We start from the raw sequence: 21,334 nt of genomic DNA on the forward strand, positions 1-21,334 counted from the left end.
AATCTCCTTAAAATAAAGCAAGTATTGCCTAGCAAAAAACTATTATGTATGTGTTAGAGCTCTATTTATTAATTAATAACTTAAAAAATAAGTTATCAAACCTCTTATTCATAAAAATTAGATGCGTTTTCCTTGGAGTAAAACTATTTAAATATTCGATAATAGCACATATACTATAAAGTAAAGTTACCTCTTTAAAATTTTTAGTGTTATGGCAAAAAATGAAATATATTTAAACGCCCTAGGTATAATAAATAGCTTAGGAGATTCAAAAGAGGAAGTTACTGATTCAATATTAAAAAACCAGACAGGCTTACAAACTAAGAAAAATCTCATTTCTGGTAAACAAACTTTTGTTGGTTCTGTTAAAACTAAACTTCCCGACATATCTGCTGAACTAAAAAAATATAACTGCAGAAATAATCAACTAATACTACATGCCTGCCTACAGATAGAACATCAAATACAAACTACCATTCTTAAATATGGAAAAGATAGAGTTGCTGTAGTGTGTGGTACCAGTACATCAGGAATTGATAATGGTGAAAAAGCTATTAGTAATAAACTTCAAAAAGAAACTCTTCCAAAAGAGTTTAGTTATGAGCAGCAGGAGCCTGGTGGGCTTAGTGAGTTTTTAAAAGATTATTTTAAGCTTGAAAATATGTCCTATACAATCTCAACTGCATGTTCATCAAGCGGAAAAGCTTTTGCTTCTGCAGCACGCTTGCTTAAACAAAACTTATGTGATGCAGTTATTGTTGGCGGCTGTGACACCCTTTGCGACCTAACACTTAATGGATTTGATTGTCTCAACTTAGTATCAGAAAGTATTTGTAAGCCTTTTCATGATCATAGGAATGGAATAAACATTGGTGAAGGTGCCGCTATTTTTATCATGTCACGAGATAAATCTGAAATCTCACTTTTAGGTGTAGGTGAATCTTCTGATGGATATCACATAACTTCCCCAGATCCTAAGGGAGACGGTGCAAAAACGGCCATGCTGAAAGCTATCAATAATGCAAATATTGAACCTTGTAATATTGGATACCTAAACCTGCATGGTACAGCAACTATACTCAATGACAGTATGGAAATTAATGCCGTTAGAAATACTTTTAAACAAGTTACTATTCCTTGTAGTTCAACCAAGCATCTTTCAGGCCACACATTAGGTGCTGCTGGAGCTACAGAAATCGCTTTCTGCTGGCTTCTTGCTTCCAATAAATATAATCCAAAAAAAATGCTTCCCAAACAGAGTATTTCTGATAAAAATATTATTTCTTATCCTGGTATAATAACCAAAGATACTAAATATAATGATGCCTACTTCATGAGTAACTCTTTCGCCTTTGGTGGAAATAATGTAAGCGTAATAATAGGGGGTAGTAATGTGTAGCATAGACCTTCTAATTCCTCAAACAGATACCATGAGACTTGTTGATGAGTTTATTAGTTTTAACAATGAAATTATCCACTGCAGATCAACAATAAGAGAAAATAATCTATTTTTTATAGAAAAAACTAATAGTATCCCCCACTGGGTATCTATAGAAATGATGGCACAAACTTCAGCAGTCTACTCCAAAGTAAATAATCCTGATCCATGTATAAAACCATCTATAGGTTTTTTACTAAGTATAAGAAAATACAAAACAAGTATAAAGGAATATAAGCTAGGTAATACTTTGGATATCTTTGCTGAATGCATAGTATTAGATAAAGGAACTGGAGTATTTAATTGCAAAGTAAAGTTAAATAATAGTATTGTTGCTACTGTAACAATGAACGCTTATCAACCAGAAGATATTAATGACACAAAAAAAATCCTTAAAAGAGGCTTTTAAATGAAAAGAATACTAATCACAGGAGCTAGCAAAGGTATAGGGAAAGCATTAGCTTTGAAACTAGCATCACAAAAAAGACATATAACTATACACTATAATAAGGATTTAAATGGGGCAAAGAATGTTCAAGAACAAATATTAGATATGGGTTATTCAGCTGATATTATCAGTTTTGATGTATCTAATAATGAACAAACAATGGAGAGGATAACTAACTATATAGATAAAAAAGGAGCATTTTACGGTATAGTTAATAACGCTGGTGTATGCAAGGATAGTGCATTCCCAGCCATGTCTAAAGAAGAATGGTTTAGTGTCCTTGATGTAAACTTAGATAGCTTTTTCAATGTCTTAAAACCATGTATTATGCCAATGATACAACTTAGAAAAGGCGGCAGAATAATAAACATGTCTTCAGTTTCTGGAGTTATTGGAAATAGAGGCCAAGTAAACTATAGTGCTGCTAAAGCAGGCATCATAGGAGCTTCAAAAGCTTTAGCTGTAGAGTTAGCCAAGAGGAAAATAACTGTAAACTGTATTGCTCCTGGACTTATAGAAACTGAAATGACCAATAAAATAGAGCATTACGATGAGATAGTAAAACATATCCCTATGAAAAGAGCTGGTACTGTTGATGAAGTTGCATGCCTAGCAGAATTTCTTATGTCAGACTCCGCAAGCTATATAACTAGGCAAGTTATATCCGTAAATGGAGGTTTAGCTTAATGAAAAAAGTTGTCATTACAGGAATGTCAGGGATAACTGCACTTGGTAACGACGCAGATTCTATATTTTCAAAACTTTTAAAAGGTAAAACAGCAACTCAAAGAATGCCATGGGACCACATAGATGGTTTAAATACTCGACTAGCGGCGCCTATAAATGATTTTGAATTTCCCAAAGCATCTCGTAAAAAAACTCGTAGCATGGGTAAAGTATCAAAACTAGCCACTCTAGCTACATCCCAGGCACTAAGTGATGCTAATTTACTAAACCAACAGGATATTTTGAGCAACGGCAAAACCGGTATCGCTTATGGCTCATGTTCAGGTAGTCCTGAACCTCTTTCTGAGCTACTTTCTATTCTTACAGAAGAAAAAATAGGTAATGTAAATGCTACAACATATATTAAAGGTATGAGCCATACCTGTGCTGTCAATCTTGCTTTATTTTTTGGTATAACAGGTCGCTTAATACCAACATCAAGTGCTTGCACATCTAGCAGCCAAGCTATTGGGTATGCCTATGAAAATATTAAATATGGCATGCAAGATATTGTGATAGCAGGAGGAGCTGAAGAATTGTGCTTAAGTCAAGTAGCAATTTTCGATACATTTTTTGCAACAAGTCAAAAAAATGATAATCCAGAACATGTTCCGAGACCTTTTGATAAAGATCGTGATGGTCTAGTGATAGGTGAAGGTGCTACAACCTTAATTTTAGAATCTTTAGAACATGCACAAAATCGTGGTGCTAAAATATATGCTGAAGTCGTTGGATATGGAACAAATTGTGATGCTGAACATGTGACTCAACCAACTGCAGACAAAATACAAATAGCCTTAGAGCTTGCTCTAAAAGATGCAAAAATAAAAGCAGGTGAAGTAGATTATGTTAATGCTCATGGAACATCCACAGAGCTTGGAGATATTGCTGAAAGTATAGCAACCTCAAAAGTTTTTAATAAAGATATGAATATAAGCTCTTTGAAAGGTTATTTCGGACATACATTAGGGGCTTGTGGAGCGTTAGAAGCATGGCTATCTATAGAGATGATGAACAGAGGGTTAATAATACCTAATGTAAACTTACTAGAGGTTGATAATAGATGCGCCAAACTTAATTATTTAAAAAAGCCTAAGAAAACTGATCTGAACTATATTATGTCTAATAACTTTGCTTTTGGAGGAGTTAACACCTCTCTTATATTTAAGAAATTTTAAGCTCTTAGAGTTTTATTTTCCGTCTTTTAGGGCGTATAATGGTAGTTCCAGGGAAATATACCAAGCTAGAACTAAGTACTAGCCAATTTTATAGAAGTTGAAATAGATAAAGATATGTACACTTTTTAGTTCAGTTAATTTCCACGTAGGATTAGCATAGCAATAGACATATTCAAAGTTTACTCTCGCATATTTAGAAAGGAAAGTTATAGATATAGATATTTTGTAGGTAGCATGAAAGTATGATACCAAACTATGTTAAATTAGGACAAATAACACAATAGATTACGTAAAGCAAGAATAGCTAAAGTTACGATTAGAGCAACTCATACCTTGCTACTACTTGTAACAGGTAGTTGATTTTATTATCAAAAGATCACTTATCATGATATTATTTAAACACTGATTAAACCTAAAAAAAACAACTCATGAATAAATCTATATTTTTAAAGGTGCTGTGCTTTGTGATCTTACTATCAACACCAATGTTAAACTATGCCAGTAATGATATTTATAATATGGAAATTAAAAATGCTATGGATTCTATGCCAAAAAAAGTAAAAACTCAACTTGGTGATTTTAAATTTTATTTTGGCAAAGATTCTAAACCTTTTGAATATACAAAAGGGGAAACAATATATACAAGTAACAGGTCAAATGGAGTCTTAAAAAGTAATTTAAAAGCTTGTAATTGGGTATTCTATTCTGCTCTTATTGACTTGAAGAAGCAAGCTCAAGCTGTTAACGGTAAAGGCGTAGCTAATATAGAATCTAATTGGAAAAACAACCCCACCAACAACTCAAAGACTTTTGTATGCGCTGAAGGACTAATAATGACTGGAGTAGCTCTTAAAGGCAATATAATAAGATAAAGAGATTTTATATATCCGAGCATAAACTAGATAAAAGCTTCAGTTTTCTTTTACTGTCATTTACAAACGGGTTATTTTCATCCCAAGCATATCCAGCTAATACCGATATTACCATCCGTTTTATACTTGAATTAATATTACTTTGAAAAATAATTTTTTGGAGCTCTCCAGAATACCAAGCATGGACAAATTCTTTAAACGTATTAATACCTACATATAAAGGTTTAACAAACTCCTCACTCCAATCAACTTCTTCTCCTCTAAAGCGCTTATCCAAAACATTTACAGCTAATGAAGCAGATTTAACAGCTATAGTAATACCTGAGGAAAATACAGGATCTAAAAACTCTGCTGCATTACCTAAAAGAGCGTAATTATCCCCATATAACCTAGAAACATTAGAAGAGTATCCTGTTATTTTTTGAGCATTTGTAATAAACACTGCGTTTTCTAAAATACTATCTAAGTATGGCATCTGTTGAATAAAATCTTTTAATACGTGCTCATTAGTGGTGGTCGAGTTATTATCATTAAAGAAATCATTAGGAACTACAACACCCACTGATGCGGTACCATCAGCAAAGGGAATCAACCAATACCAAATATCTCTTTGCCTCGGATGAATCCCAATGAATATTTTATTTCTATCAAAATCCTCTCTTTTTATATTATCTCTAATATGGCAAAAATAAGCATGCCTAGTAGGAAACTCTGAAGGGGTTTCTAAATTAAGTAACCTTGGCAATACTCTGCCAAATCCACTCCCATCTAATATAAATTCAGCATCTATAAAGTATTCTTTATGGGTCTCTAAGTTATATACCTTTAGCTGAATACCTTTACTATTCTGTAAAACATCTTTCACCTGAGTTTTATAAAAAACCTTAACACCAGAACTTTCAACTTTATCTGCTAAAATCTTATCAAAAACTCCTCTTTTAACCTGATATGTTGACGAATACCCATTCGCAAATTTCTCATTAAAATCTACAGATGTAAATTTAAAACTGTTACTAAAAACAGCTCCATTCTTATATTGAAAACATTCTTCTTTGCTAATTTCATCAAGCAGTCCAGCTTGCTTAAAAAATGTCATTGATTGAGGCAGTAAGCTTTCACCAATTGAAAATCTAGGAAACTGTTCTTTTTCTACAATTATTACTTCATACCCTTTTTGTGCTAACAAAGACGCTGCAACACTTCCAGAAGGTCCTGCTCCGATTATAACGACCTTGGCCGTTAGATTAATATCAATCATTTAATACTCTCTTCATTTCGCAAGGTTTATAGTAAGTGTGTTGCCTAGATGATGTCACAAAAAAGTTAATATGTACATTAAAATGCTGGCATTATTCTCATCATACATATACAAAATATGCTATACTCCTTGCATTAATATAACTTAAGGCTATGTATGAAAATCTATATTAGCTCTTTACTCACTTTAGCACCAAGCTTAAAAGATATATCAACAATAAGCCATATCAACAATAAACTTTTTCTAGAAAAAGAAATTGATATAAATACGTCCTTAATTCCAACCAATATCAGAAGAAGGTGTAGCAGATCTAGTAAAATTGCCATATCAATATCACTACCTCAATTTAATTTTCAACATATTGACGCCGCTGTTTTTGCATCTCAGCACGGAGAACTCAATAATACTATAAACATACTCAAAGATATTTCTAATAACCAAATCCTTTCTCCAAATAGCTTTTCGCAATCTGTACATAATACGCCATCTGGACTCATCTCAGCTCATAAAAATCTCAGTATCCCTTTTAACTCAATTGCAGCTAATAAGGAAACCTTTCAAATGGGACTAATAGATTCCATTACACAGTTACAAGACTTCAATACTGTATTATTAACGGTCTTTGATGATAATGTTCCAGAAATCTTTAATGAATTAAACATAAAATACAACTTAGCTTATGGAGTCAGCTTTATTGTATCTAAAAAGCCAATTTCTGGTAGTAGTCAAGCTATCGACCTTTCTATAAATAAAAAAAATATTAGTTATAATAGTATCCCTCCTGCACTGATATTTGCAAGCTGGTTAACAAAAGAAGTAAAAGAAACTTTAATACTATCTAAGCTTACAATTCAAAGAAATTAAAATATGAAAAAATTAAACAAATTGTATAGAGCTCTTGCTCAAGGATTTTGCTTCTTAACTTTTAGTTTTGGAGGAGCTATCCTAGGATATATTTATTTCCCTTTTATCAGTCTTTTTATTAAAGATGATCAATCTAGAGTAAAACATGCCCAACATATAATAAGTTATGTTTTTAGATTCTTTATTGGAATGGTGCATCATTTACGAGTAATACGATTTCAATTTGAAAATATCGAAAAGTTACAACAAGCTAAAGGTTGTATCCTAATAGCAAATCATCCTACTTTAATTGACTACGTTGCAATAGTGTCAAGACTTAAACTTTGTGATAATATTGTAAAACATAGCTTATGGCAGAATTTCTTTTTTAGGCATGTTATCGAAACAGCTGGGTATATCCCAAATTTAAACCCTGAACAAACTATTTCTGAATTAAATAACATTATTGCTCAAGGTAGAAACCTTCTGGTATTTCCAGAAGGTACGCGATCAAAACCAGGAAAACCTCTAGATTTTAAAAGAGGCGCATCTCAACTAGCAATTAGAACAAAAGCCAAAATAAGAATTATCCATATATTTTGCCACCCCGCAACTTTGACAAAAAATAGTAAATGGTATAACATTCCAGATTCAACCCCTGTTTTTAAGGTGGTTGTAGGAGATGAGATTGACTCTGAAAGCTTTATTAAGGAAGCCAATGGACTCCCTTCGCTAGCTGCACGAAGACTTACAAGATACTTACAGATAGCACTCTCCCAAAAAGATCGTTTATAAAGCATGAGTAAGATACAGGTATGGAAGAAGAAATAAAAAAAATGATTATAGAAGTTCTAAATTTAGAGGATATAACTCCAGATGAAATTGATGCCAATGAGGCTCTTTTTGATGGTGGATTAGGCCTTGACTCTATAGATGGTTTAGAAATTGGTGTTTATTTAAAAAAATGTTACAATATAAGCCTTGATGTAGCAGATGAGAATATTAAAAAACATTTTAGGTCCGTCGCATCTCTAGCAAAGTTTGTAGAAAAAAATAAATCTTAATGGTGTGAAGCATGAGTTTTTCTAAAGAAGAAATTTTTATTAAACTTCAAGATATGCTACAGGAATTATTTGAAATAGATAAGGGTGATATATCTCTAGAATCTAGCCTGTATGAAGACTTAGAACTAGATAGTATCGATGCTGTCGATCTAATAGTTCAGTTACAAAGTATTACTAAACGTAAATTCAGCCCTGAGGAATTTAAGTCTGTTAGAACAATAAAGGATGTAGTCGATATTATTTCAAAAGTTATGGAATCAGAGTAGCCCCTTTACAGTGAAAAATTCATTTAAAATCATTCTTATTTCCCTAACAATATTATATCCTTTTATTGTGTTTGTGGGAATCAAATCCTTATCTTTAAAATATATTGGTTTACTAATAGCTTTACTATTCTGTTTAAGATCATTAATTATCAAAGATAAGAATATTATTTGGAAAGTTATTTGTATTATGGGGGTTGTATTAGCGATAACTGCGGCACTTATAAACAACATAATAGTGATGCAGCTGTATCCTATTTTTGTAAATATAATACTATTTGGCATTTTCTCCTACTCTCTATTTCAAGAAAAAAGCATCATCACAAAATTTGCAGAAAGAGTAAACAAACTTCCCTTGCCAACTTACGCTATCAAATACACTTGGTGTGTAACATTCTCTTGGTGTATCTTTTTCTGCTTAAATGCACTGGTATCAACATTTACAGTTTTTGGATCTATAGAAATTTGGACACTATATAATGGATTAATAAGCTATCTTCTTATTGGATTACTAGCTACGATTGAGATAATTATTAGATTTTTCATTAGGAGGCAATTTCGATAGTCATGCTTAAAGAAGTATTAAGTTTATTTGAACAAAGTCCATCTAGGACAGTATTTATAAAAAACTCCTCTGAAATCTCAGCCAAACAGTTTATAACAGATATTAACTCTCTTGCTAATCTTTGGGGAAATTCACTTTTAAATAAACAAAAAATTGCTTTAGCTATAGATGATGTTTACTTTTTTTGTTGTGCTTGGATTGCATGCAACTTCCTCGGTAAAACTACAGTAATGCCTCCTAATAATCAGCAAGGAACTCTAAATAAGCTTAAAACAGAGTATGATATTATAATATTTGATGATGATATTAGCTTTAATACAAGGAGTACAAAAAGGTTTTCTATCAAAAATACCGACTCTATTTTTTTTACATCGGGATCAACAAGGGAATACAAAAAATACATCAAAAATACAATCAATCTAGAGAAAGAGAGTTTTGTTTTGAATAAAAAGATAAATGAGTTTGGCCTTAGAAAGGCTCAAGTTTACTCAACTGTCTCACATCAGCATCTTTATGGATTTAGCTTTTTTATAATTTATCCACTACTAAATAAAAAGATAATACACACAACAAAATTATTTATACCAGAAAATATCAATAGAAAACTAGCTCTGGACAACGTAATTCTTATAACAACACCTTTGATTATTTCTCATTTGCGCACAAGAGTTGATAATATTAAAAATAGTTTACTTATTTCAGCTGCTAGTGAATTAAAACGTGATAATGCTAGTGAATTCAATGAACACTATAATATTCCTATACTAGAAATCTATGGAAGTACAGAAACAGGAGTGATTGCTTATAGACAACAACTTATAAATAGCAATTGGAATGCTTTTAAAGGAGTTGATATACTTATAAGAGATAATTTACTCATTGTTAAATCACCTTTTTTCAAAGATCCTGAGCAAGCTATGCAAGACGTAGTAGAAATACATCCAAATAATAGCTTTACTCTTAAGGGTAGGATTGACAGAACTGTCAAGATAGCAGGCAAAAGAGTATCTTTATCTCATATGGAAGAAATTCTCATTGAAAATCCTTTAATTAGAGATGCTGCTTGTATTAAAAGAGAAAGCTATAGAGAATATATCGCAGTTTTAGTTTGTCTCTCTGAAAACAGAAAATCGATACTTAGTCATATACAAAAGCAAGAATTAGTCTCTAAGTTTAAAAACTATTTGAAAAAATATTTTAGTATAGAAACTATTCCTAAACAATGGAGGTTCATCAACAATATCCCAACAAACACCCAAGGTAAACATAGTCTAAGCGTTATACTTAAAGAATTTGAAGCATAAATGTATAAAATACTTTAAACTTTGGAAAATTCATATAATTATTATGAATAAGAAATTTAATAAACGCTTAAATTAGCATAATTATCAAAATAATTTAGATGTCTTTACACTGCATTTAAAACCAGTTTGACAATAGTTAGCGATATATGAGAGACTCATAAAAAAGCTCCATAAAAATAAACGAGCCCTAAATGATAAAAAATTACTTCGAAATCAAAAATATAAAGATAGATAATGATCATAGTGCTGTAATATCCTCTTATGTCTCCAAAGAGTGTGATTTTTTTAGAGGTCATTTTGACAATTATCCAATACTTCCAGGAATAGCTCAACTAGAGCTTATTATAAACCTAGCAAATCACGTTTTTAAGCTTGATAGGTTTTCTGTTTCAGAAATTCCTCAAACTAAATTTAAAATGGCCATATTGCCTGATAGCCAAATAACAATCAAGTTAATCAATAATAACAACTGTATTTCTTTTGAAATCTTATTAAATAATGAGCAAGCATCTTTAGGTAAAATAAATTATGGCTGAGATAAACTTATGTGTGATTGTGCCCGTATATAAGCACGGAAAGCAGATATATGATACGATAAAAAATATTTCCAAGTTTAACCTACCTATTATTATCATAGATGATGGTAATGATAAGACGACGAAAGAGTCCATCAAGAAGTTAGACTCAAAATTTAGTAATATAGTGAAAACGGTTATGCTTAGTACAAACAAAGGCAAAGGGTCAGCTGTAACAATTGGCGCAAAAATAGCTTTTGAGCTAAATTACACTCATATACTTCAAATAGATGCCGATGGACAGCATAACTTTACAGATATTCCATTATTTATAGATAAGATTAATAAGTACCCTTTTGACCTAGTATCTGGAATACCCATATATGATGATAGTATACCTAAAAGTAGACTTCACGGCCGTAAAATAACAAACTTTTGGGTAGCTATAGAAACATGGACATTACAAATAAAAGAGGCAATGTGTGGTTTTAGAATATACCCTCTGACACCTTATATGCAAGTGGCTAAAAAAAGAGGCTTTTCCAAAGGAATGGGATTTGATATTGATATAATTGTTAGAATGTATTGGGCAGGTATAAACATCCAATTTATAGATACAAAGATTATTTATCCAAAAAATGGTTACTCTAACTTTAGAATGTTTAAAGATAATGTCAAAATATCATGGACACATACTAAATTAGTAGCAGGCATGTTACTTAGGATCCCCATTCTACTAACAAGGAGAAAATTTAATTGAAGCATTGGTCTAGAATAAAAGAAGCCGGAGGCCTATTTGGTTTGAAGTTTACACTTATTTTATTTCGACTATTTGGTCGTAGGATAACATATTTAATTATGTATGTTATTATGCTTTATTATTTTTTACTCTATAAAGATGCTCGTAAAAGTTCTTTTATATATATCCAGCATTTAGATAAAAATATTTGTGGTTTTAAATTATGGCTTCACAGTTTCAAACATTTTCTAGCATTTGGAGAAATGATTATAGATAAGTTTGCTGTATGGAATGGTAAGATTACAATGAAAGATATAAATTTCTCCAAGCAACATAGAAGTAACTTAAATAATGCTATATCTTCAAAAAAAGGCGGCATTATTTTTACTGCTCATATAGGTAATCTAGATGTGGCAAGAGCTCTTTCTAAGTATGACTATCAAATGAAAATAAATGCTCTTGTTTTTAGTAAACATGCTCCAAAGTTTAATAAGCTGTTAACCAAAGTGACTTCTAAATATGAGATAGGAATGATCTGTGTACAAGAAGTTTCACCAGAATTAGCTATAAACTTATATGATCGTGTACAAAATGGTGAGTTTATTGTCATAGCTGCTGATAGAACTTCTATAACAAAACCCGAAAGAGAGGTTAATTCAGTTTTCCTAGGAGAGAAAGCTGCTTTTCCTCAAGGAGCTTTTATTCTAGCCTCTCTTTTAAAGTGCCCTGCTTATTTTATGCTTTGCCCTAAAAAAAATGACACTTTTGACCTAATTTTTGATAATTTTAGTCTAGATGGTATAACTCTGAATAAAAAGAATAGGAAAGCCGATCTAGAAAAATATTCTCAACAATATGCAAGTTTACTTGAGTTATACTGTAAACTATATAGTCTGCAGTGGTTCAATTTTTTTGATTTTTGGTATAGTGGAGAGATCAGATGAAACAACATAGTCTATTTACCTACTATTTCAATATGGAAATACCATTTTTTGATACAGACATGCTCCAGATTGTTTGGCATGGTCATTATATTAAATATTTTGAAATGGCTAGATGTGGCATGTTAGAACATATAAATTATGACTATATCCAGATGAAAAATGATGGATATGCTTGGCCTGTAGTGGACGTAAGACTAGAATGTATCAAACCAGCCTCATTTAAACAAAAAATATATATACAATGTGATCTTATAGAATTTGAGTATCGACTAAAAATAAATCACATCATAAGAGATCAAAGTACAGACATAAAAATCACAGAAGGCTCTATAGTTCAACTAGCAGTTAACATTGAAAAAAAAGAAACATGCTTTATAACCCCTAAACAATGGCAACAAAAAATAAAAGGTCTAATTGAAAATGAAAAAAATAACGTTATTCATTCTTAGCATTTTTATTACTATCGTATCTTTGTATGCAGCTCCTGCATCTCAAAATCAGGATTTCATATCTGTTGAAAAACAACTTACATCAAACTCAAATATTTCAGGAAAATTTATACAAACAAGACAAATTTCAGGTCTAGATAATGACCTTAAATCTTCAGGAACTTTTCAATTAAAAGGTAAGAACTCTTTAATTTGGATACAACAAAAGCCAATTAAGATTGAGCTAAAATTATCAAAAAATAAGCTTTCACAAACAATAATGGATAATCCTCAAAATATTCTTACCCAAGAAAAACAGCCTGTAGTCTTTACCTTTACAAATATTTTTATGTCTATGCTAAAAGGTGATGCCTCATCTATTAATGAGTACTTTAATATGAAATTTAAAGGTAATACAGATAAATGGACTATAGTACTTAGTCCAAAGTCTACACCTATTAATAAGGCTATAAAGAAAATAATCTTAAAAGGTGGAAAATATATTACACATATTGAAGTTAATGATACTCAAAATAACATAATAAAAATACAGTTACTCAATATAAAAAAGAATAAATAAGCAATGAAAGATAAGTATATTATTCGGTTTATCCTATGGGCAATAGCTATTGTTATTAGCTTTATTATTTTTGGTCTATATATCGCCAGAAACCCTAATTTAAATACTAATATATTAGCATTACTACCCTCGCAGCACTCATCTCCAACTTTAGTATCCGCTACAAGTAAATTTTCAAATGAGATAAGTGATAATATTATATTTTTAGTAGGAGAAAATAATGAACAAAAAGCCGAATTAGCTGCTAGTAAGTTTAGCATCTTACTGAAAAAAAGTAATCTATTCGAAAAAATAAATACTGGTATTAGCTCTACACAAGAGCTTTCTTGGGGATCATTTTACTTTCCATACAGATTACAATTGCTAAGTCCCAAAGATAAGGATTTACTTACATCCCATAATTATGAAAGAATATACCAAAATGCTCTAGCAAATATTTATAACCCCACAGGAATAGTAAATAGAAAACTGCTAAATAGTGATCCTTTTTTTACATATCAAAATTTTTTGTTTAACCTCCCAAAACCAAGCTCTAAACTTAAATTAAATAACAGTTTTCTTATAGCAAAGAAAAATAATAAATATTATGTTCTAATAAAAACAGAAACCAAAGGTAAAAGCTTTTCCTTAACTTCTCAAAAAAATTTAATGAATGTCATAGATACTGCCATCAATGATGTTTCAAGAAATGACATAGAAGTATTAAAAACTGGTATGCTTTTTTACGCCAATGCTGGTGCGCAATCTGCTCACCATGAAGTAAACACTATAGGAATAGGTGGCTTGATTGGTATTTTATTACTAATAATATTTACATTTAAATCAATTAAGCCTTTCTTTTTTACAGTCTTCTCAATACTATGTGGCTTTGTTGCAGCGTTTGTAGTTACTCACTATATTTTTGGCAGTGTGTTTTTATTCACACTAGTCTTTGGAGCTAGTTTAATCGGAGTCTCAGTAGACTACGCTTTCTTTTTCTACTCTGAGATGCTTTTAGCAGGTAAGAACTCATGTTCAAAAAAAGGCTTAGATAAAATACTCTCTGGCATTACTCTGGCACTTATAAATATTATTATAGCTTTTATTATAATTGGGTTAGTACCTTTTCCTGGATTACGCCAGCTTGCCATATTTGCAATTACAGGGTTAAGTGTTTCATATTTTACTGTAGTTTGCTTTTTCCCTTATGCTCTTTCAAAAGTAAAATACCCAGCCAAACACCCTATATTATTACACCTTTCAAACGGATATTTATCTTTTTGGAAAAATTTAAGTATCAAAATTTGCTTTGTAATCTTTTTTAGTATACTTATATTAGCTATGGTAGGAGTTTATAAGACACATTCAAACGATGATATTCACATATTGCAGCCAACATCTGAAAAGCTTATAAAGCAAGAAGCATACATAAAACAAGTAATAGGAAGCAACATTGGCCTTAACTATATTATTGTTTTAGCTAATTCGAATAAAGAACTTATAGAAAAAGCCCATAGAACATCCAGTATAATAAGAAAGAACTTTACAAATATAAATCACCCTTTAATAAGTATTAGTGACTACATTCCGAGTATTAATCAACAAAAAGAAAACTATGATGAAACAAAAAAACTCATACATAGTAAATATATGCAACAATATTTAAATAAAGTAGGCTTTACAAAGGCTCAACAAGAACAGCTTGTTACAAACTTAAATGAGATCTCATTTTCTCCACTAACTCTTTCACACTGGCTAAATAATCCCATATCTAAACAAACAAGCTTCTTATATTTAGGAGAACAACCAAGTAACTACAAGGCCTTAGCTATACTATTATCAAAGAATATAGATATATCTAAACTCAAAGAGCTTTTGACTAATCAAAAAAATGTTTACGTAATCGACGATACTAAACAAATTAGCAAAATATTTGGACATTATAAATCAATAATATCTTATGTGTTAATTGGTGTAATATTTTTACTCTGGATTGGATTAGTTCTAAGATATGGTTTCAAAAAATCTCTTATTTATATTTTAGTACCTATACTATCTTGCTTATCCTCTATAGCTATACTTGGAATTTTTGATATCCCCTTTACTCTATTTAGCATACTTGCAACAATTTTGGTTTTGGGTATAAGTATGGATTATGTGCTATTTTTAGCAGAAAGTCATGATCATAAGTTTAATAGTACAATGTTAGCTTTATCATTATCCGCAATAACAACCGTTTTAACATTCGGATTATTATCTTTGAGCAGTACTCCCGCTATAGAGTACTTTGGAATTACAGCACTAACTGGTATTACTTTAGCATTTATCTTATCTCCAATAGTAACAAAGGTAACACATGAACAATAAATTTTTAGTAATTATCATCTGTTTTTTACTCTATAACTGCTCATTTTTACAATCAAAGAAGCAGATTAATAATCAGATAAATATAACACCAGAGGTAGCTGCTGTATTACCTCAACCTAGGCAGCTAAAATTAAACACAACCATCTCTCAAATTGTTTCTGCAACATATATAGATAATGGTAAAAAAACTCACTTCACTACAAGAGTTATAGTCAAAGTCAACTCTAAAAGCATAACTATGATAGCCCTATCTGCTTGGGGAGGATCTTTATTCAAACTTAGCTATAACGGTAAAAACATAAAAAGTAGTAGTCTACCAATGCCAAATAAAGATATAGGCGTAAAGCAAAGCTTAATTGAGTTTATAATAAGCCAAGCTCCTATAGACGTAGTTAATAAAATGTTTTTAAATAGTGGAGCATCTGTTAAAGAAACTCAAAATCAAAGGATAATTACTGATTCAACAGGGAATAAAATTCTAGATATTCAATACAGTGGCAAAAATATATTTATTCATAACTATTACAATGATTACACAATAAAAATTGTTACTTTATCCTCAACAGGAGATTAATGAGAGCGTGTAAAATATCATAACTTTATGCCTAACTCTAAAAATACCTAGATTCAATATAGATATCAACGGATAAACTTTAAGCTATCCCTTCGACCATATAAATGCTTTACTTGTTTAATTTAAGAATAGTCAAATTATTGGCTTTTGTACCAAAAATATAGATATAATTATCTTTCACGCTTAATGTATATGATTTCTTTATATTTGGAATGTTTTTTATTACAGCAACTTGCTTTAAATTATAAGGGTTAGCAATGTCGATTATACTTAATGCTCCGGTATTTTATTGTTCTAAAGGTAAAAATGCGTAATTATTCTCTATTCTAACCCTATTAGCTTTGGCTGATTGTTTGGTACATATATGACTTAACTCTTTAATATTCGCGGGGTCTTTTATATTAAAACTTGCCAGCCCTCTACATTTACTCCCCCATAAGGCCATGTATAAAATATCAGAATTCTTAGCAATATTAGAGCACATCTGGAGATAATAAGGTTTTGTTATAGCCTTAGAATATCTAATAACTTTAGGATTTATAATATCTAAAACCTCAACTGAATTACTAAAAAAACCTCCGACAATAGCATATATGTGATCATTATATTTCTTAATATATACAGCTTCGATACCTTTAACCGTTTCTATTGAACTTATTAGTTTTGGTTGGTTATGAGTTATCTCAATTATTACTAGTTTATTCATAAGAGCTGATGTTACCGCAACATACTCTTTTACCTTGCTTATACACTTTATTGTGTAGTAAAGAAAACTCTCCATTAAATCCAGGAACGTTATAACTTTTAATAAGAGTTATATTTTTTGGATTTGATATATTTAATAAATATAAAAAACCATTTCTTCCTGTGACAACTAAGGTGTTTCCAATTAAATCTTGCCCCTCTACATCTCCCATGATTTTCTTCTTGGATTGCCAATGATCTAGAATTTTCGGCTCAGAAGGATTACTAATGTCAAGAGATGTAACTCCACCACCGCGCATGGTTAGAAATTGATCTATCCTGCTAATTTGGGACAGTTGTTAACTTCATTCTTCATTATATATTCAAAGTGACTAGGAGTCATGTAATTTATAGTTGAATGCTTCCTTTTAGTATTATAATAAGCCTCAATATATTCAAAGATTGAAGATTTAGCCTCATCTCTAGTTTTATATTTTTCATCATGCACTAACTCTACCTTTAGAGTTCCAAAGAAGCTTTCACAAGCAGCATTATCATAACATAGGACTTTTGATGTGTAGTAATCTCTTCCACCTATCAGCGGAATCTCAAATACTATATAATAAACTGTCCCTGTTATTCAATACCACTATTATAAAATATTTTTATTCCTTGCTTTTATACAGCATCTAAAATACCAGAATATACTTCATCAGGAGTCATATATCCAATACTAGAATGTAGTCTTTCATTGTTGTAAATATCAATATATTCTTTGATACCTACTTTAGCCTCTTTCATAGTTATATATGATGCCGGATAAACATTTTCATATTTCAGTGTTCTCCAAAATCTCTCAATTGCAATATTATCTATAGATCTTCCTTTAGCATCCATAGATATATTTATTTTATTATCAGATAATATTTTAATATGCTCTTTTGCTGTATATTGAGTTCCTTGATCAGAGTTAAAGATATCAGGTTTACCATATTTAAATAACGCTTCTTTTAACACACTAGTTGTTAGATGTGTATCCATAGTATTAGAAATCTTCCAAGCTAGTGTTTTCTTACTATGCCAATCTATTATGGCTGCTAAATATGCATACCCACATTCTAGTCTAATATACGTGATATCAGCACTCCATACCTTATTAGCTTTATCTATAACAACCTGATTCGTCTCATTTTTAAATACATTAAGTAAGTATGGATATTTCTTGTGTTGCTTATTAATGACAGTTGTCTTTTTTTTAGGATACAATGCCTTAATACCCATGAATTCCATAGCACTTTTGATTAGCTTCCTTCCAACTAGAAATCCTAATCTATTTAGCAACTTTACTAGCCTTCTCGTACCATAATATGGATGTTTAGTATGTATCAAATCTATTGCATTTAATAGTCTAATATCATCATTACTACTAAATTTTGATATTGGTGTATAATAGTACACACTCTTAGATACAGATAATAGTTTAAGCTGATTATTTAAAGATAATTCTAGCTTAGTATCTACAGAGTTTACTCTATCATTTGATGATACCAAGCTTTTTTAGCTTTCCCATTAAAAAATCCCTCTCTACTATTACCTCGCCTAGTTCTTTACTTGTTGCATCTTTATCTTTTCTAAGCTCATCTATTTCCTGCTTATACTCCTTAACAACAGAGCTTTTATCAAATGCTAAGCAAGCATTAGATAAAAATTGCTGCTTCCAATTATGCACGTTTTTAGGAAGTAAATCATACTTACTTGCTATCTCATTAACTGTCATATCGCCTTCTAGCAATTCTATAATTACTTTAGCTTTAAAATCAGCTGTATACGTTACTCTTTTTTTACTCATTTATCTATTTCCTAATTTATCTAGTTAAGTTTAACATCTAGGAATAAAAATCTTTCTAAAATCAGTAGCTTTTTCTGGGAACATTATATGTAAAGCTTCAAGAAAGTGCTATTGATGTAATCAGAACAACCATTGAAAATATTAGAAAAAATAATTTTGAGCTACATTTTTTACAATGAAATAGTCCTTAAACTAGGATAAGTGTATATCTACAACGCCAAAATATAAAAATATCTTAATTCAGATAAGAAAAATAAGTTTTCTTCACAACCAAAGCCATAAAATTAAAAAACATACCATAATCACTGATTTTGTAGTTCAACTTCCAGATTTGGGAGTTAGCTTGACGGTGTCCAAAATTAATGTTATAGTTAGAGTTTAATATCAATATTTTATAAGGATTATAAATTATAAATTATGAATAATCTAGATAAATGTAAATTAGCTATAAAAAAATGGCAAGATGCATTTAATGCAAAGGACGCTAAAGGCTGTGCCGAACAATATACCTCTAACTGCACAATGGTCGCTAAACCTTTTGGAGAGTTTGTAGGTAAAGAATCAATACAAAATTTCTGGCAAAAATTAATCGATGATGGTTTCTCTAATGTCAGTTACTCTGAGGTGAATTGGGAGCCCAAAGAAAATGGTTATATATTAAAATCTAAGTGGAAAATGAACAAAGCTTTTGGTATTGTTCATGAAGAATATTGGCAAATTCAACAAGATGGTAGCGCACTACTTGAATATGATGAGTTTGAAGTATTAGGTGAGTGCTAAGACTGATTTTATCAGATAATAATGGCTCTTCTCGGTTCTGTCGCAAACTGATTGCATTGGTACAATATTTCCAAAATCAGCTATCACTAGATACTGATCTACCCCGTCAATTTGGGACAGTTTACTACTTCATTTTCCATTATATATTCAAATTGATATGGAGTCATATAATTTATTGTAGAATGTCTCCTTTTTGTATTATAGTAAGCTTCAATATATTCAAATATTGATAGTTTAGCTTCTTCTCTAGTTTTATAGCTTTCATCATGTACTAACTCTACTTTTAAAGTTCCAAAGAAACTTTCACAAGCAGCATTATCGTAACAGCATCCTTTAGAGCTCATACTTGATAGTAGCCAGTGTTTCTTTAATAATGTCTTGATATTGTTTGCTACAGTACTGTGACCCTTTATCAGAGTGTATAATCACACCACTAGGAAAATTTCTTCTAAAGAATGCCATATTTAAAGCATTACAAACTAAATCCGCTTTCATCCTAGAATCCATTGCCCAACCAATAACTGATCTTGAGAATAAATCTATAATCACACAAAGATACAGCCTCCCCTCTTGTGTAGGTACATAAGTTATATCTGTAACCCACCTATGATTTACAGATAAAGCAGTGAAGTTTTGTTCTAATAAATTATCATAAACATGTTTGTTGTGGTTAGAATCTGTAGTTTTCTTATGCTTACGAGCCGCTTTAGCATGTAAACCAAGTAATTTCATACGTTTAGATACTCTAGGTTGAGTAACTTTCCAACCCATATCTTTAAGCTCTTTGTATATCCTAACACTTCCATATCTAGATTTATGTTCATTAAAATAGCATCATCTAGTTCAGCATCATTATATTGCCTTTTACCTATAGGTTTATGAATCCATCTGTAATATGAAGATGTGCTCACATTCAAAGATTTACATAGTGTTGTTACTGGCATAACTTTATAATGCTCCTTAATAAAGGCGTACCTTACAGATTTTGCTTTGCAAAGTACGCTGCTGACTTTTTTAGTATTTCACGCTCTGTTTCTGCCTGTTTGAGTTTTTTCTTCAAATCAGTATTTTCAAAAGATAGTTGCTGGTACTGCGTTTTATAATCTATCTTTATTTCTTTCTGAGGGTTTGACATGGCTTTGGATATCCAACTGCAAATGGTTTTATATTTAACCCCTAAATTATCTGCTATTTCTCGTCTATTTGCATCTGGTTGTAAACATAATTTAACAGCTTCATCTTTAAACTCTTTTGTATATCTCATCTTGTCTCCTTTTCTTAACACCTAAGTGTCCCAAATAGGAGGGTATGATCATTTTTTATCATGTCTTTTTCCTGATTTAGTAGGAGATAAAAATAAGATCTTTCTACTATGATCACAAGCAACTATATTTTTTCTAGTATGACTTTTCTTCTTACCTGAATATAGATTTCTTTGCTTTTTAGTATTCTTAGGTTTTTGAACTGGTCGCTCATCTCCATCGATAAAAATATCTTTAATATTTCCAAAGCCACTGTAAAACTCACTTAATCACTTAATTTTTCTTTTATGCAAAACATATGACTTACCTAATGCCTGTTCTAATATGGGTAATAGCTGCTTTACTGATTCATAACATTTGCTTATACTACGATTTGTTAATACCCTAAATAGGTCATATGTCGGATATACTTTTAAATAAATTAGTATGAAAATTAACTTTGCTTTGGTAGTTGGTAATTTACCTTCTTGTCCTCCTCCAATAGCTCGCTTTCTATCTTTCTTATTAGATTTAAATGATATTAATGCTTCTTCAAACATAGGTAGTAGATTATATATCAATGAGATGCTTTGTCCTGTTAAGGCCCTACATATTCTTTCATCTGTCAAAATTTTTTCTATGTCTAGCATTAAGATATATAGTGCTTTTCTAGTATTTGTATATTTTAGCTGATT

27 protein-coding genes and 2 pseudogenes are annotated in these 21,334 nt (G+C 30.8%); 18 read left to right on the forward strand and 11 right to left on the reverse strand.

Annotated elements, in window-relative coordinates; all coding sequences use genetic code 11:
• Nucleotides 1-211 precede the first annotated feature (211 nt).
• From CDV26_RS11275 to CDV26_RS11295, 5 genes are all read left to right on the forward strand, one after another.
• Nucleotides 212-1,399, forward strand: a complete 1,188-nt coding sequence (locus CDV26_RS11275; protein WP_088773337.1) for a beta-ketoacyl-ACP synthase — start codon at nucleotides 212-214, stop codon at nucleotides 1,397-1,399.
• A complete protein-coding gene (locus CDV26_RS11280; protein WP_088773338.1) occupies nucleotides 1,392-1,847 on the forward strand; it encodes a hotdog family protein in 456 nt (151 codons plus the stop codon). Before CDV26_RS11275 ends, CDV26_RS11280 begins: the two co-directional genes overlap by 8 nt.
• Nucleotides 1,848-2,573, forward strand: a complete 726-nt coding sequence (gene fabG, locus CDV26_RS11285; protein ID WP_088773339.1) for a 3-oxoacyl-ACP reductase FabG — start codon at nucleotides 1,848-1,850, stop codon at nucleotides 2,571-2,573.
• Nucleotides 2,573-3,790: a beta-ketoacyl-ACP synthase gene (locus CDV26_RS11290; protein ID WP_088773340.1), complete on the forward strand. Its 1,218-nt coding sequence runs from the start codon at nucleotides 2,573-2,575 to the stop codon at nucleotides 3,788-3,790. Before fabG ends, CDV26_RS11290 begins: the two co-directional genes overlap by 1 nt.
• Nucleotides 3,791-4,254: 464 nt before the next feature.
• Nucleotides 4,255-4,662 (forward strand): excinuclease, encoded by a 408-nt coding sequence (locus tag CDV26_RS11295; RefSeq protein WP_245806462.1) that lies wholly within the window; start codon nucleotides 4,255-4,257, stop codon nucleotides 4,660-4,662.
• 7 nt (nucleotides 4,663-4,669) lie between these two features.
• Here CDV26_RS11295 and CDV26_RS11300 read toward each other — a convergent pair whose 3' ends face one another.
• On the reverse strand, nucleotides 4,670-5,920 hold the full coding sequence (locus tag CDV26_RS11300) for an NAD(P)/FAD-dependent oxidoreductase (protein ID WP_088773342.1): 1,251 nt from the start codon (nucleotides 5,918-5,920) through the stop codon (nucleotides 4,670-4,672).
• Nucleotides 5,921-6,076: 156 nt separating this feature from the next.
• On the opposite strand from CDV26_RS11300, the gene CDV26_RS11305 reads away from it, so the two are divergent.
• From CDV26_RS11305 to CDV26_RS11365, 12 genes are all read left to right on the forward strand, one after another.
• Complete coding sequence (locus CDV26_RS11305; RefSeq protein WP_088773343.1) at nucleotides 6,077-6,784, forward strand: beta-ketoacyl synthase chain length factor; 708 nt, start codon at nucleotides 6,077-6,079, stop codon at nucleotides 6,782-6,784.
• A 3-nt stretch (nucleotides 6,785-6,787) separates the two neighbouring features.
• Nucleotides 6,788-7,558 carry a lysophospholipid acyltransferase family protein gene (locus CDV26_RS11310; RefSeq protein WP_088773344.1) on the forward strand — a complete coding sequence of 257 codons (771 nt, stop codon included), beginning with the start codon at nucleotides 6,788-6,790 and terminating at the stop codon, nucleotides 7,556-7,558.
• A gap of 20 nt (nucleotides 7,559-7,578) precedes the next feature.
• On the forward strand, nucleotides 7,579-7,827 hold the full coding sequence (locus CDV26_RS11315) for a phosphopantetheine-binding protein (RefSeq protein WP_088773345.1): 249 nt from the start codon (nucleotides 7,579-7,581) through the stop codon (nucleotides 7,825-7,827).
• Nucleotides 7,828-7,838: 11 nt separating this feature from the next.
• On the forward strand, nucleotides 7,839-8,093 hold the full coding sequence (locus tag CDV26_RS11320) for an acyl carrier protein (protein WP_088773346.1): 255 nt from the start codon (nucleotides 7,839-7,841) through the stop codon (nucleotides 8,091-8,093).
• A gap of 564 nt (nucleotides 8,094-8,657) precedes the next feature.
• On the forward strand, nucleotides 8,658-9,959 hold the full coding sequence (locus CDV26_RS11330) for an acyl-CoA synthetase family protein (RefSeq protein WP_088773348.1): 1,302 nt from the start codon (nucleotides 8,658-8,660) through the stop codon (nucleotides 9,957-9,959).
• A gap of 191 nt (nucleotides 9,960-10,150) precedes the next feature.
• On the forward strand, nucleotides 10,151-10,495 hold the full coding sequence (locus tag CDV26_RS11335) for an ApeI family dehydratase (protein ID WP_088773349.1): 345 nt from the start codon (nucleotides 10,151-10,153) through the stop codon (nucleotides 10,493-10,495).
• Entirely contained in the window at nucleotides 10,488-11,234 is a 747-nt protein-coding gene (locus CDV26_RS11340; RefSeq protein WP_088773350.1) for a glycosyltransferase family 2 protein, read from the forward strand. The genes CDV26_RS11335 and CDV26_RS11340 overlap by 8 nt, the downstream gene beginning before the upstream one ends.
• A gap of 110 nt (nucleotides 11,235-11,344) precedes the next feature.
• Complete coding sequence (locus CDV26_RS11345; protein WP_157671623.1) at nucleotides 11,345-12,157, forward strand: LpxL/LpxP family acyltransferase; 813 nt, start codon at nucleotides 11,345-11,347, stop codon at nucleotides 12,155-12,157.
• Nucleotides 12,154-12,606, forward strand: a complete 453-nt coding sequence (locus tag CDV26_RS11350; RefSeq protein WP_088773351.1) for an acyl-CoA thioesterase — start codon at nucleotides 12,154-12,156, stop codon at nucleotides 12,604-12,606. Before CDV26_RS11345 ends, CDV26_RS11350 begins: the two co-directional genes overlap by 4 nt.
• On the forward strand, nucleotides 12,578-13,165 hold the full coding sequence (locus CDV26_RS11355) for a LolA family protein (RefSeq protein WP_088773352.1): 588 nt from the start codon (nucleotides 12,578-12,580) through the stop codon (nucleotides 13,163-13,165). The genes CDV26_RS11350 and CDV26_RS11355 overlap by 29 nt, the downstream gene beginning before the upstream one ends.
• Before the next feature lie 3 nt (nucleotides 13,166-13,168).
• Nucleotides 13,169-15,511, forward strand: coding sequence for an MMPL family transporter (locus CDV26_RS11360; RefSeq protein ID WP_088773353.1), 2,343 nt, complete (start codon nucleotides 13,169-13,171; stop codon nucleotides 15,509-15,511).
• Entirely contained in the window at nucleotides 15,501-16,085 is a 585-nt protein-coding gene (locus CDV26_RS11365; RefSeq protein ID WP_088773354.1) for a DUF3261 domain-containing protein, read from the forward strand. The genes CDV26_RS11360 and CDV26_RS11365 overlap by 11 nt, the downstream gene beginning before the upstream one ends.
• 286 nt (nucleotides 16,086-16,371) lie before the next feature.
• Here CDV26_RS11365 and CDV26_RS11370 read toward each other — a convergent pair whose 3' ends face one another.
• From CDV26_RS11370 to CDV26_RS11390, 5 genes and pseudogenes are all read right to left on the reverse strand, one after another.
• On the reverse strand, nucleotides 16,372-16,791 hold the full coding sequence (locus tag CDV26_RS11370; protein WP_088773355.1) for an LVIVD repeat-containing protein: 420 nt from the start codon (nucleotides 16,789-16,791) through the stop codon (nucleotides 16,372-16,374).
• A complete protein-coding gene (locus tag CDV26_RS11375; protein ID WP_088773356.1) occupies nucleotides 16,784-17,089 on the reverse strand; it encodes an LVIVD repeat-containing protein in 306 nt (101 codons plus the stop codon). Before CDV26_RS11375 ends, CDV26_RS11370 begins: the two co-directional genes overlap by 8 nt.
• Nucleotides 17,090-17,103: 14 nt before the next feature.
• A pseudogene (locus CDV26_RS11380) lies at nucleotides 17,104-17,331 on the reverse strand (IS3 family transposase); the annotation flags it as partial.
• 116 nt (nucleotides 17,332-17,447) lie between these two features.
• Nucleotides 17,448-18,320 (reverse strand): IS3 family transposase, encoded by an 873-nt coding sequence (locus CDV26_RS11385; protein ID WP_088773358.1) that lies wholly within the window; start codon nucleotides 18,318-18,320, stop codon nucleotides 17,448-17,450.
• Nucleotides 18,304-18,618, reverse strand: a complete 315-nt coding sequence (locus CDV26_RS11390; protein ID WP_157671624.1) for a transposase — start codon at nucleotides 18,616-18,618, stop codon at nucleotides 18,304-18,306. The genes CDV26_RS11385 and CDV26_RS11390 overlap by 17 nt, the downstream gene beginning before the upstream one ends.
• Nucleotides 18,619-19,035: 417 nt before the next feature.
• Here CDV26_RS11390 and CDV26_RS11395 point away from each other — a divergent pair, with 417 nt between their 5' ends.
• Nucleotides 19,036-19,398: a YybH family protein gene (locus CDV26_RS11395; protein ID WP_088773359.1), complete on the forward strand. Its 363-nt coding sequence runs from the start codon at nucleotides 19,036-19,038 to the stop codon at nucleotides 19,396-19,398.
• Nucleotides 19,399-19,496: 98 nt separating this feature from the next.
• On the opposite strand, the pseudogene CDV26_RS11405 reads toward CDV26_RS11395, so the two are convergent.
• From CDV26_RS11405 to CDV26_RS11420, 5 genes and pseudogenes are all read right to left on the reverse strand, one after another.
• Nucleotides 19,497-20,208 (reverse strand): annotated as a pseudogene (locus CDV26_RS11405) (IS3 family transposase); the annotation flags it as partial.
• The gene (locus CDV26_RS12325) at nucleotides 20,127-20,342 is read right to left on the reverse strand and encodes a hypothetical protein (protein WP_088771820.1); all 216 of its coding nucleotides are present in this window, start codon (nucleotides 20,340-20,342) and stop codon (nucleotides 20,127-20,129) included. The pseudogene CDV26_RS11405 and the gene CDV26_RS12325, both read right to left, overlap by 82 nt.
• A gap of 32 nt (nucleotides 20,343-20,374) precedes the next feature.
• Nucleotides 20,375-20,683: a transposase gene (locus CDV26_RS11410; RefSeq protein WP_157671249.1), complete on the reverse strand. Its 309-nt coding sequence runs from the start codon at nucleotides 20,681-20,683 to the stop codon at nucleotides 20,375-20,377.
• A gap of 27 nt (nucleotides 20,684-20,710) precedes the next feature.
• The gene (locus CDV26_RS14095; RefSeq protein ID WP_088773511.1) at nucleotides 20,711-20,899 is read right to left on the reverse strand and encodes a transposase family protein; all 189 of its coding nucleotides are present in this window, start codon (nucleotides 20,897-20,899) and stop codon (nucleotides 20,711-20,713) included.
• 30 nt (nucleotides 20,900-20,929) lie between these two features.
• Complete coding sequence (locus CDV26_RS11420; protein ID WP_169709738.1) at nucleotides 20,930-21,268, reverse strand: helix-turn-helix domain-containing protein; 339 nt, start codon at nucleotides 21,266-21,268, stop codon at nucleotides 20,930-20,932.
• Between the last annotated feature and the right edge of the window lie 66 nt (nucleotides 21,269-21,334).

Origin of the sequence: Francisella halioticida (genome assembly GCF_002211785.1) — a bacterium.
Classification (GTDB): domain Bacteria; phylum Pseudomonadota; class Gammaproteobacteria; order Francisellales; family Francisellaceae; genus Francisella; species Francisella halioticida.

Excerpts from the sequence above, each read along its gene's own strand:
- CDV26_RS11350 (WP_088773351.1), top strand. The coding sequence starts at position 12,154 with ATGAAACAACATAGTCTATTTACCTACTATTTCAATATGGAAATACCA.
- CDV26_RS11360 (WP_088773353.1), top strand. The coding sequence starts at position 13,169 with ATGAAAGATAAGTATATTATTCGGTTTATCCTATGGGCAATAGCTATT.
- CDV26_RS11335 (WP_088773349.1), top strand. The coding sequence starts at position 10,151 with ATGATAAAAAATTACTTCGAAATCAAAAATATAAAGATAGATAATGAT.
- CDV26_RS11365 (WP_088773354.1), top strand. The coding sequence starts at position 15,501 with ATGAACAATAAATTTTTAGTAATTATCATCTGTTTTTTACTCTATAAC.
- CDV26_RS11340 (WP_088773350.1), top strand. The coding sequence starts at position 10,488 with ATGGCTGAGATAAACTTATGTGTGATTGTGCCCGTATATAAGCACGGA.
- fabG (WP_088773339.1), top strand. The coding sequence starts at position 1,848 with ATGAAAAGAATACTAATCACAGGAGCTAGCAAAGGTATAGGGAAAGCA.
- CDV26_RS11330 (WP_088773348.1), top strand. The coding sequence starts at position 8,658 with ATGCTTAAAGAAGTATTAAGTTTATTTGAACAAAGTCCATCTAGGACA.
- CDV26_RS11280 (WP_088773338.1), top strand. The coding sequence starts at position 1,392 with ATGTGTAGCATAGACCTTCTAATTCCTCAAACAGATACCATGAGACTT.
- CDV26_RS11375 (WP_088773356.1), bottom strand. The coding sequence starts at position 17,089 with ATGCGCGGTGGTGGAGTTACATCTCTTGACATTAGTAATCCTTCTGAG.
- CDV26_RS11355 (WP_088773352.1), top strand. The coding sequence starts at position 12,578 with ATGAAAAAAATAACGTTATTCATTCTTAGCATTTTTATTACTATCGTA.
- CDV26_RS11300 (WP_088773342.1), bottom strand. The coding sequence starts at position 5,920 with ATGATTGATATTAATCTAACGGCCAAGGTCGTTATAATCGGAGCAGGA.
- CDV26_RS11305 (WP_088773343.1), top strand. The coding sequence starts at position 6,077 with ATGAAAATCTATATTAGCTCTTTACTCACTTTAGCACCAAGCTTAAAA.
- CDV26_RS11390 (WP_157671624.1), bottom strand. The coding sequence starts at position 18,618 with ATGAGTAAAAAAAGAGTAACGTATACAGCTGATTTTAAAGCTAAAGTA.
- CDV26_RS11395 (WP_088773359.1), top strand. The coding sequence starts at position 19,036 with ATGAATAATCTAGATAAATGTAAATTAGCTATAAAAAAATGGCAAGAT.
- CDV26_RS11290 (WP_088773340.1), top strand. The coding sequence starts at position 2,573 with ATGAAAAAAGTTGTCATTACAGGAATGTCAGGGATAACTGCACTTGGT.
- CDV26_RS11315 (WP_088773345.1), top strand. The coding sequence starts at position 7,579 with ATGGAAGAAGAAATAAAAAAAATGATTATAGAAGTTCTAAATTTAGAG.
- CDV26_RS11275 (WP_088773337.1), top strand. The coding sequence starts at position 212 with ATGGCAAAAAATGAAATATATTTAAACGCCCTAGGTATAATAAATAGC.
- CDV26_RS11345 (WP_157671623.1), top strand. The coding sequence starts at position 11,345 with ATGCTTTATTATTTTTTACTCTATAAAGATGCTCGTAAAAGTTCTTTT.
- CDV26_RS12325 (WP_088771820.1), bottom strand. The coding sequence starts at position 20,342 with ATGCCAGTAACAACACTATGTAAATCTTTGAATGTGAGCACATCTTCA.
- CDV26_RS11370 (WP_088773355.1), bottom strand. The coding sequence starts at position 16,791 with ATGAATAAACTAGTAATAATTGAGATAACTCATAACCAACCAAAACTA.
- CDV26_RS11310 (WP_088773344.1), top strand. The coding sequence starts at position 6,788 with ATGAAAAAATTAAACAAATTGTATAGAGCTCTTGCTCAAGGATTTTGC.
- CDV26_RS11320 (WP_088773346.1), top strand. The coding sequence starts at position 7,839 with ATGAGTTTTTCTAAAGAAGAAATTTTTATTAAACTTCAAGATATGCTA.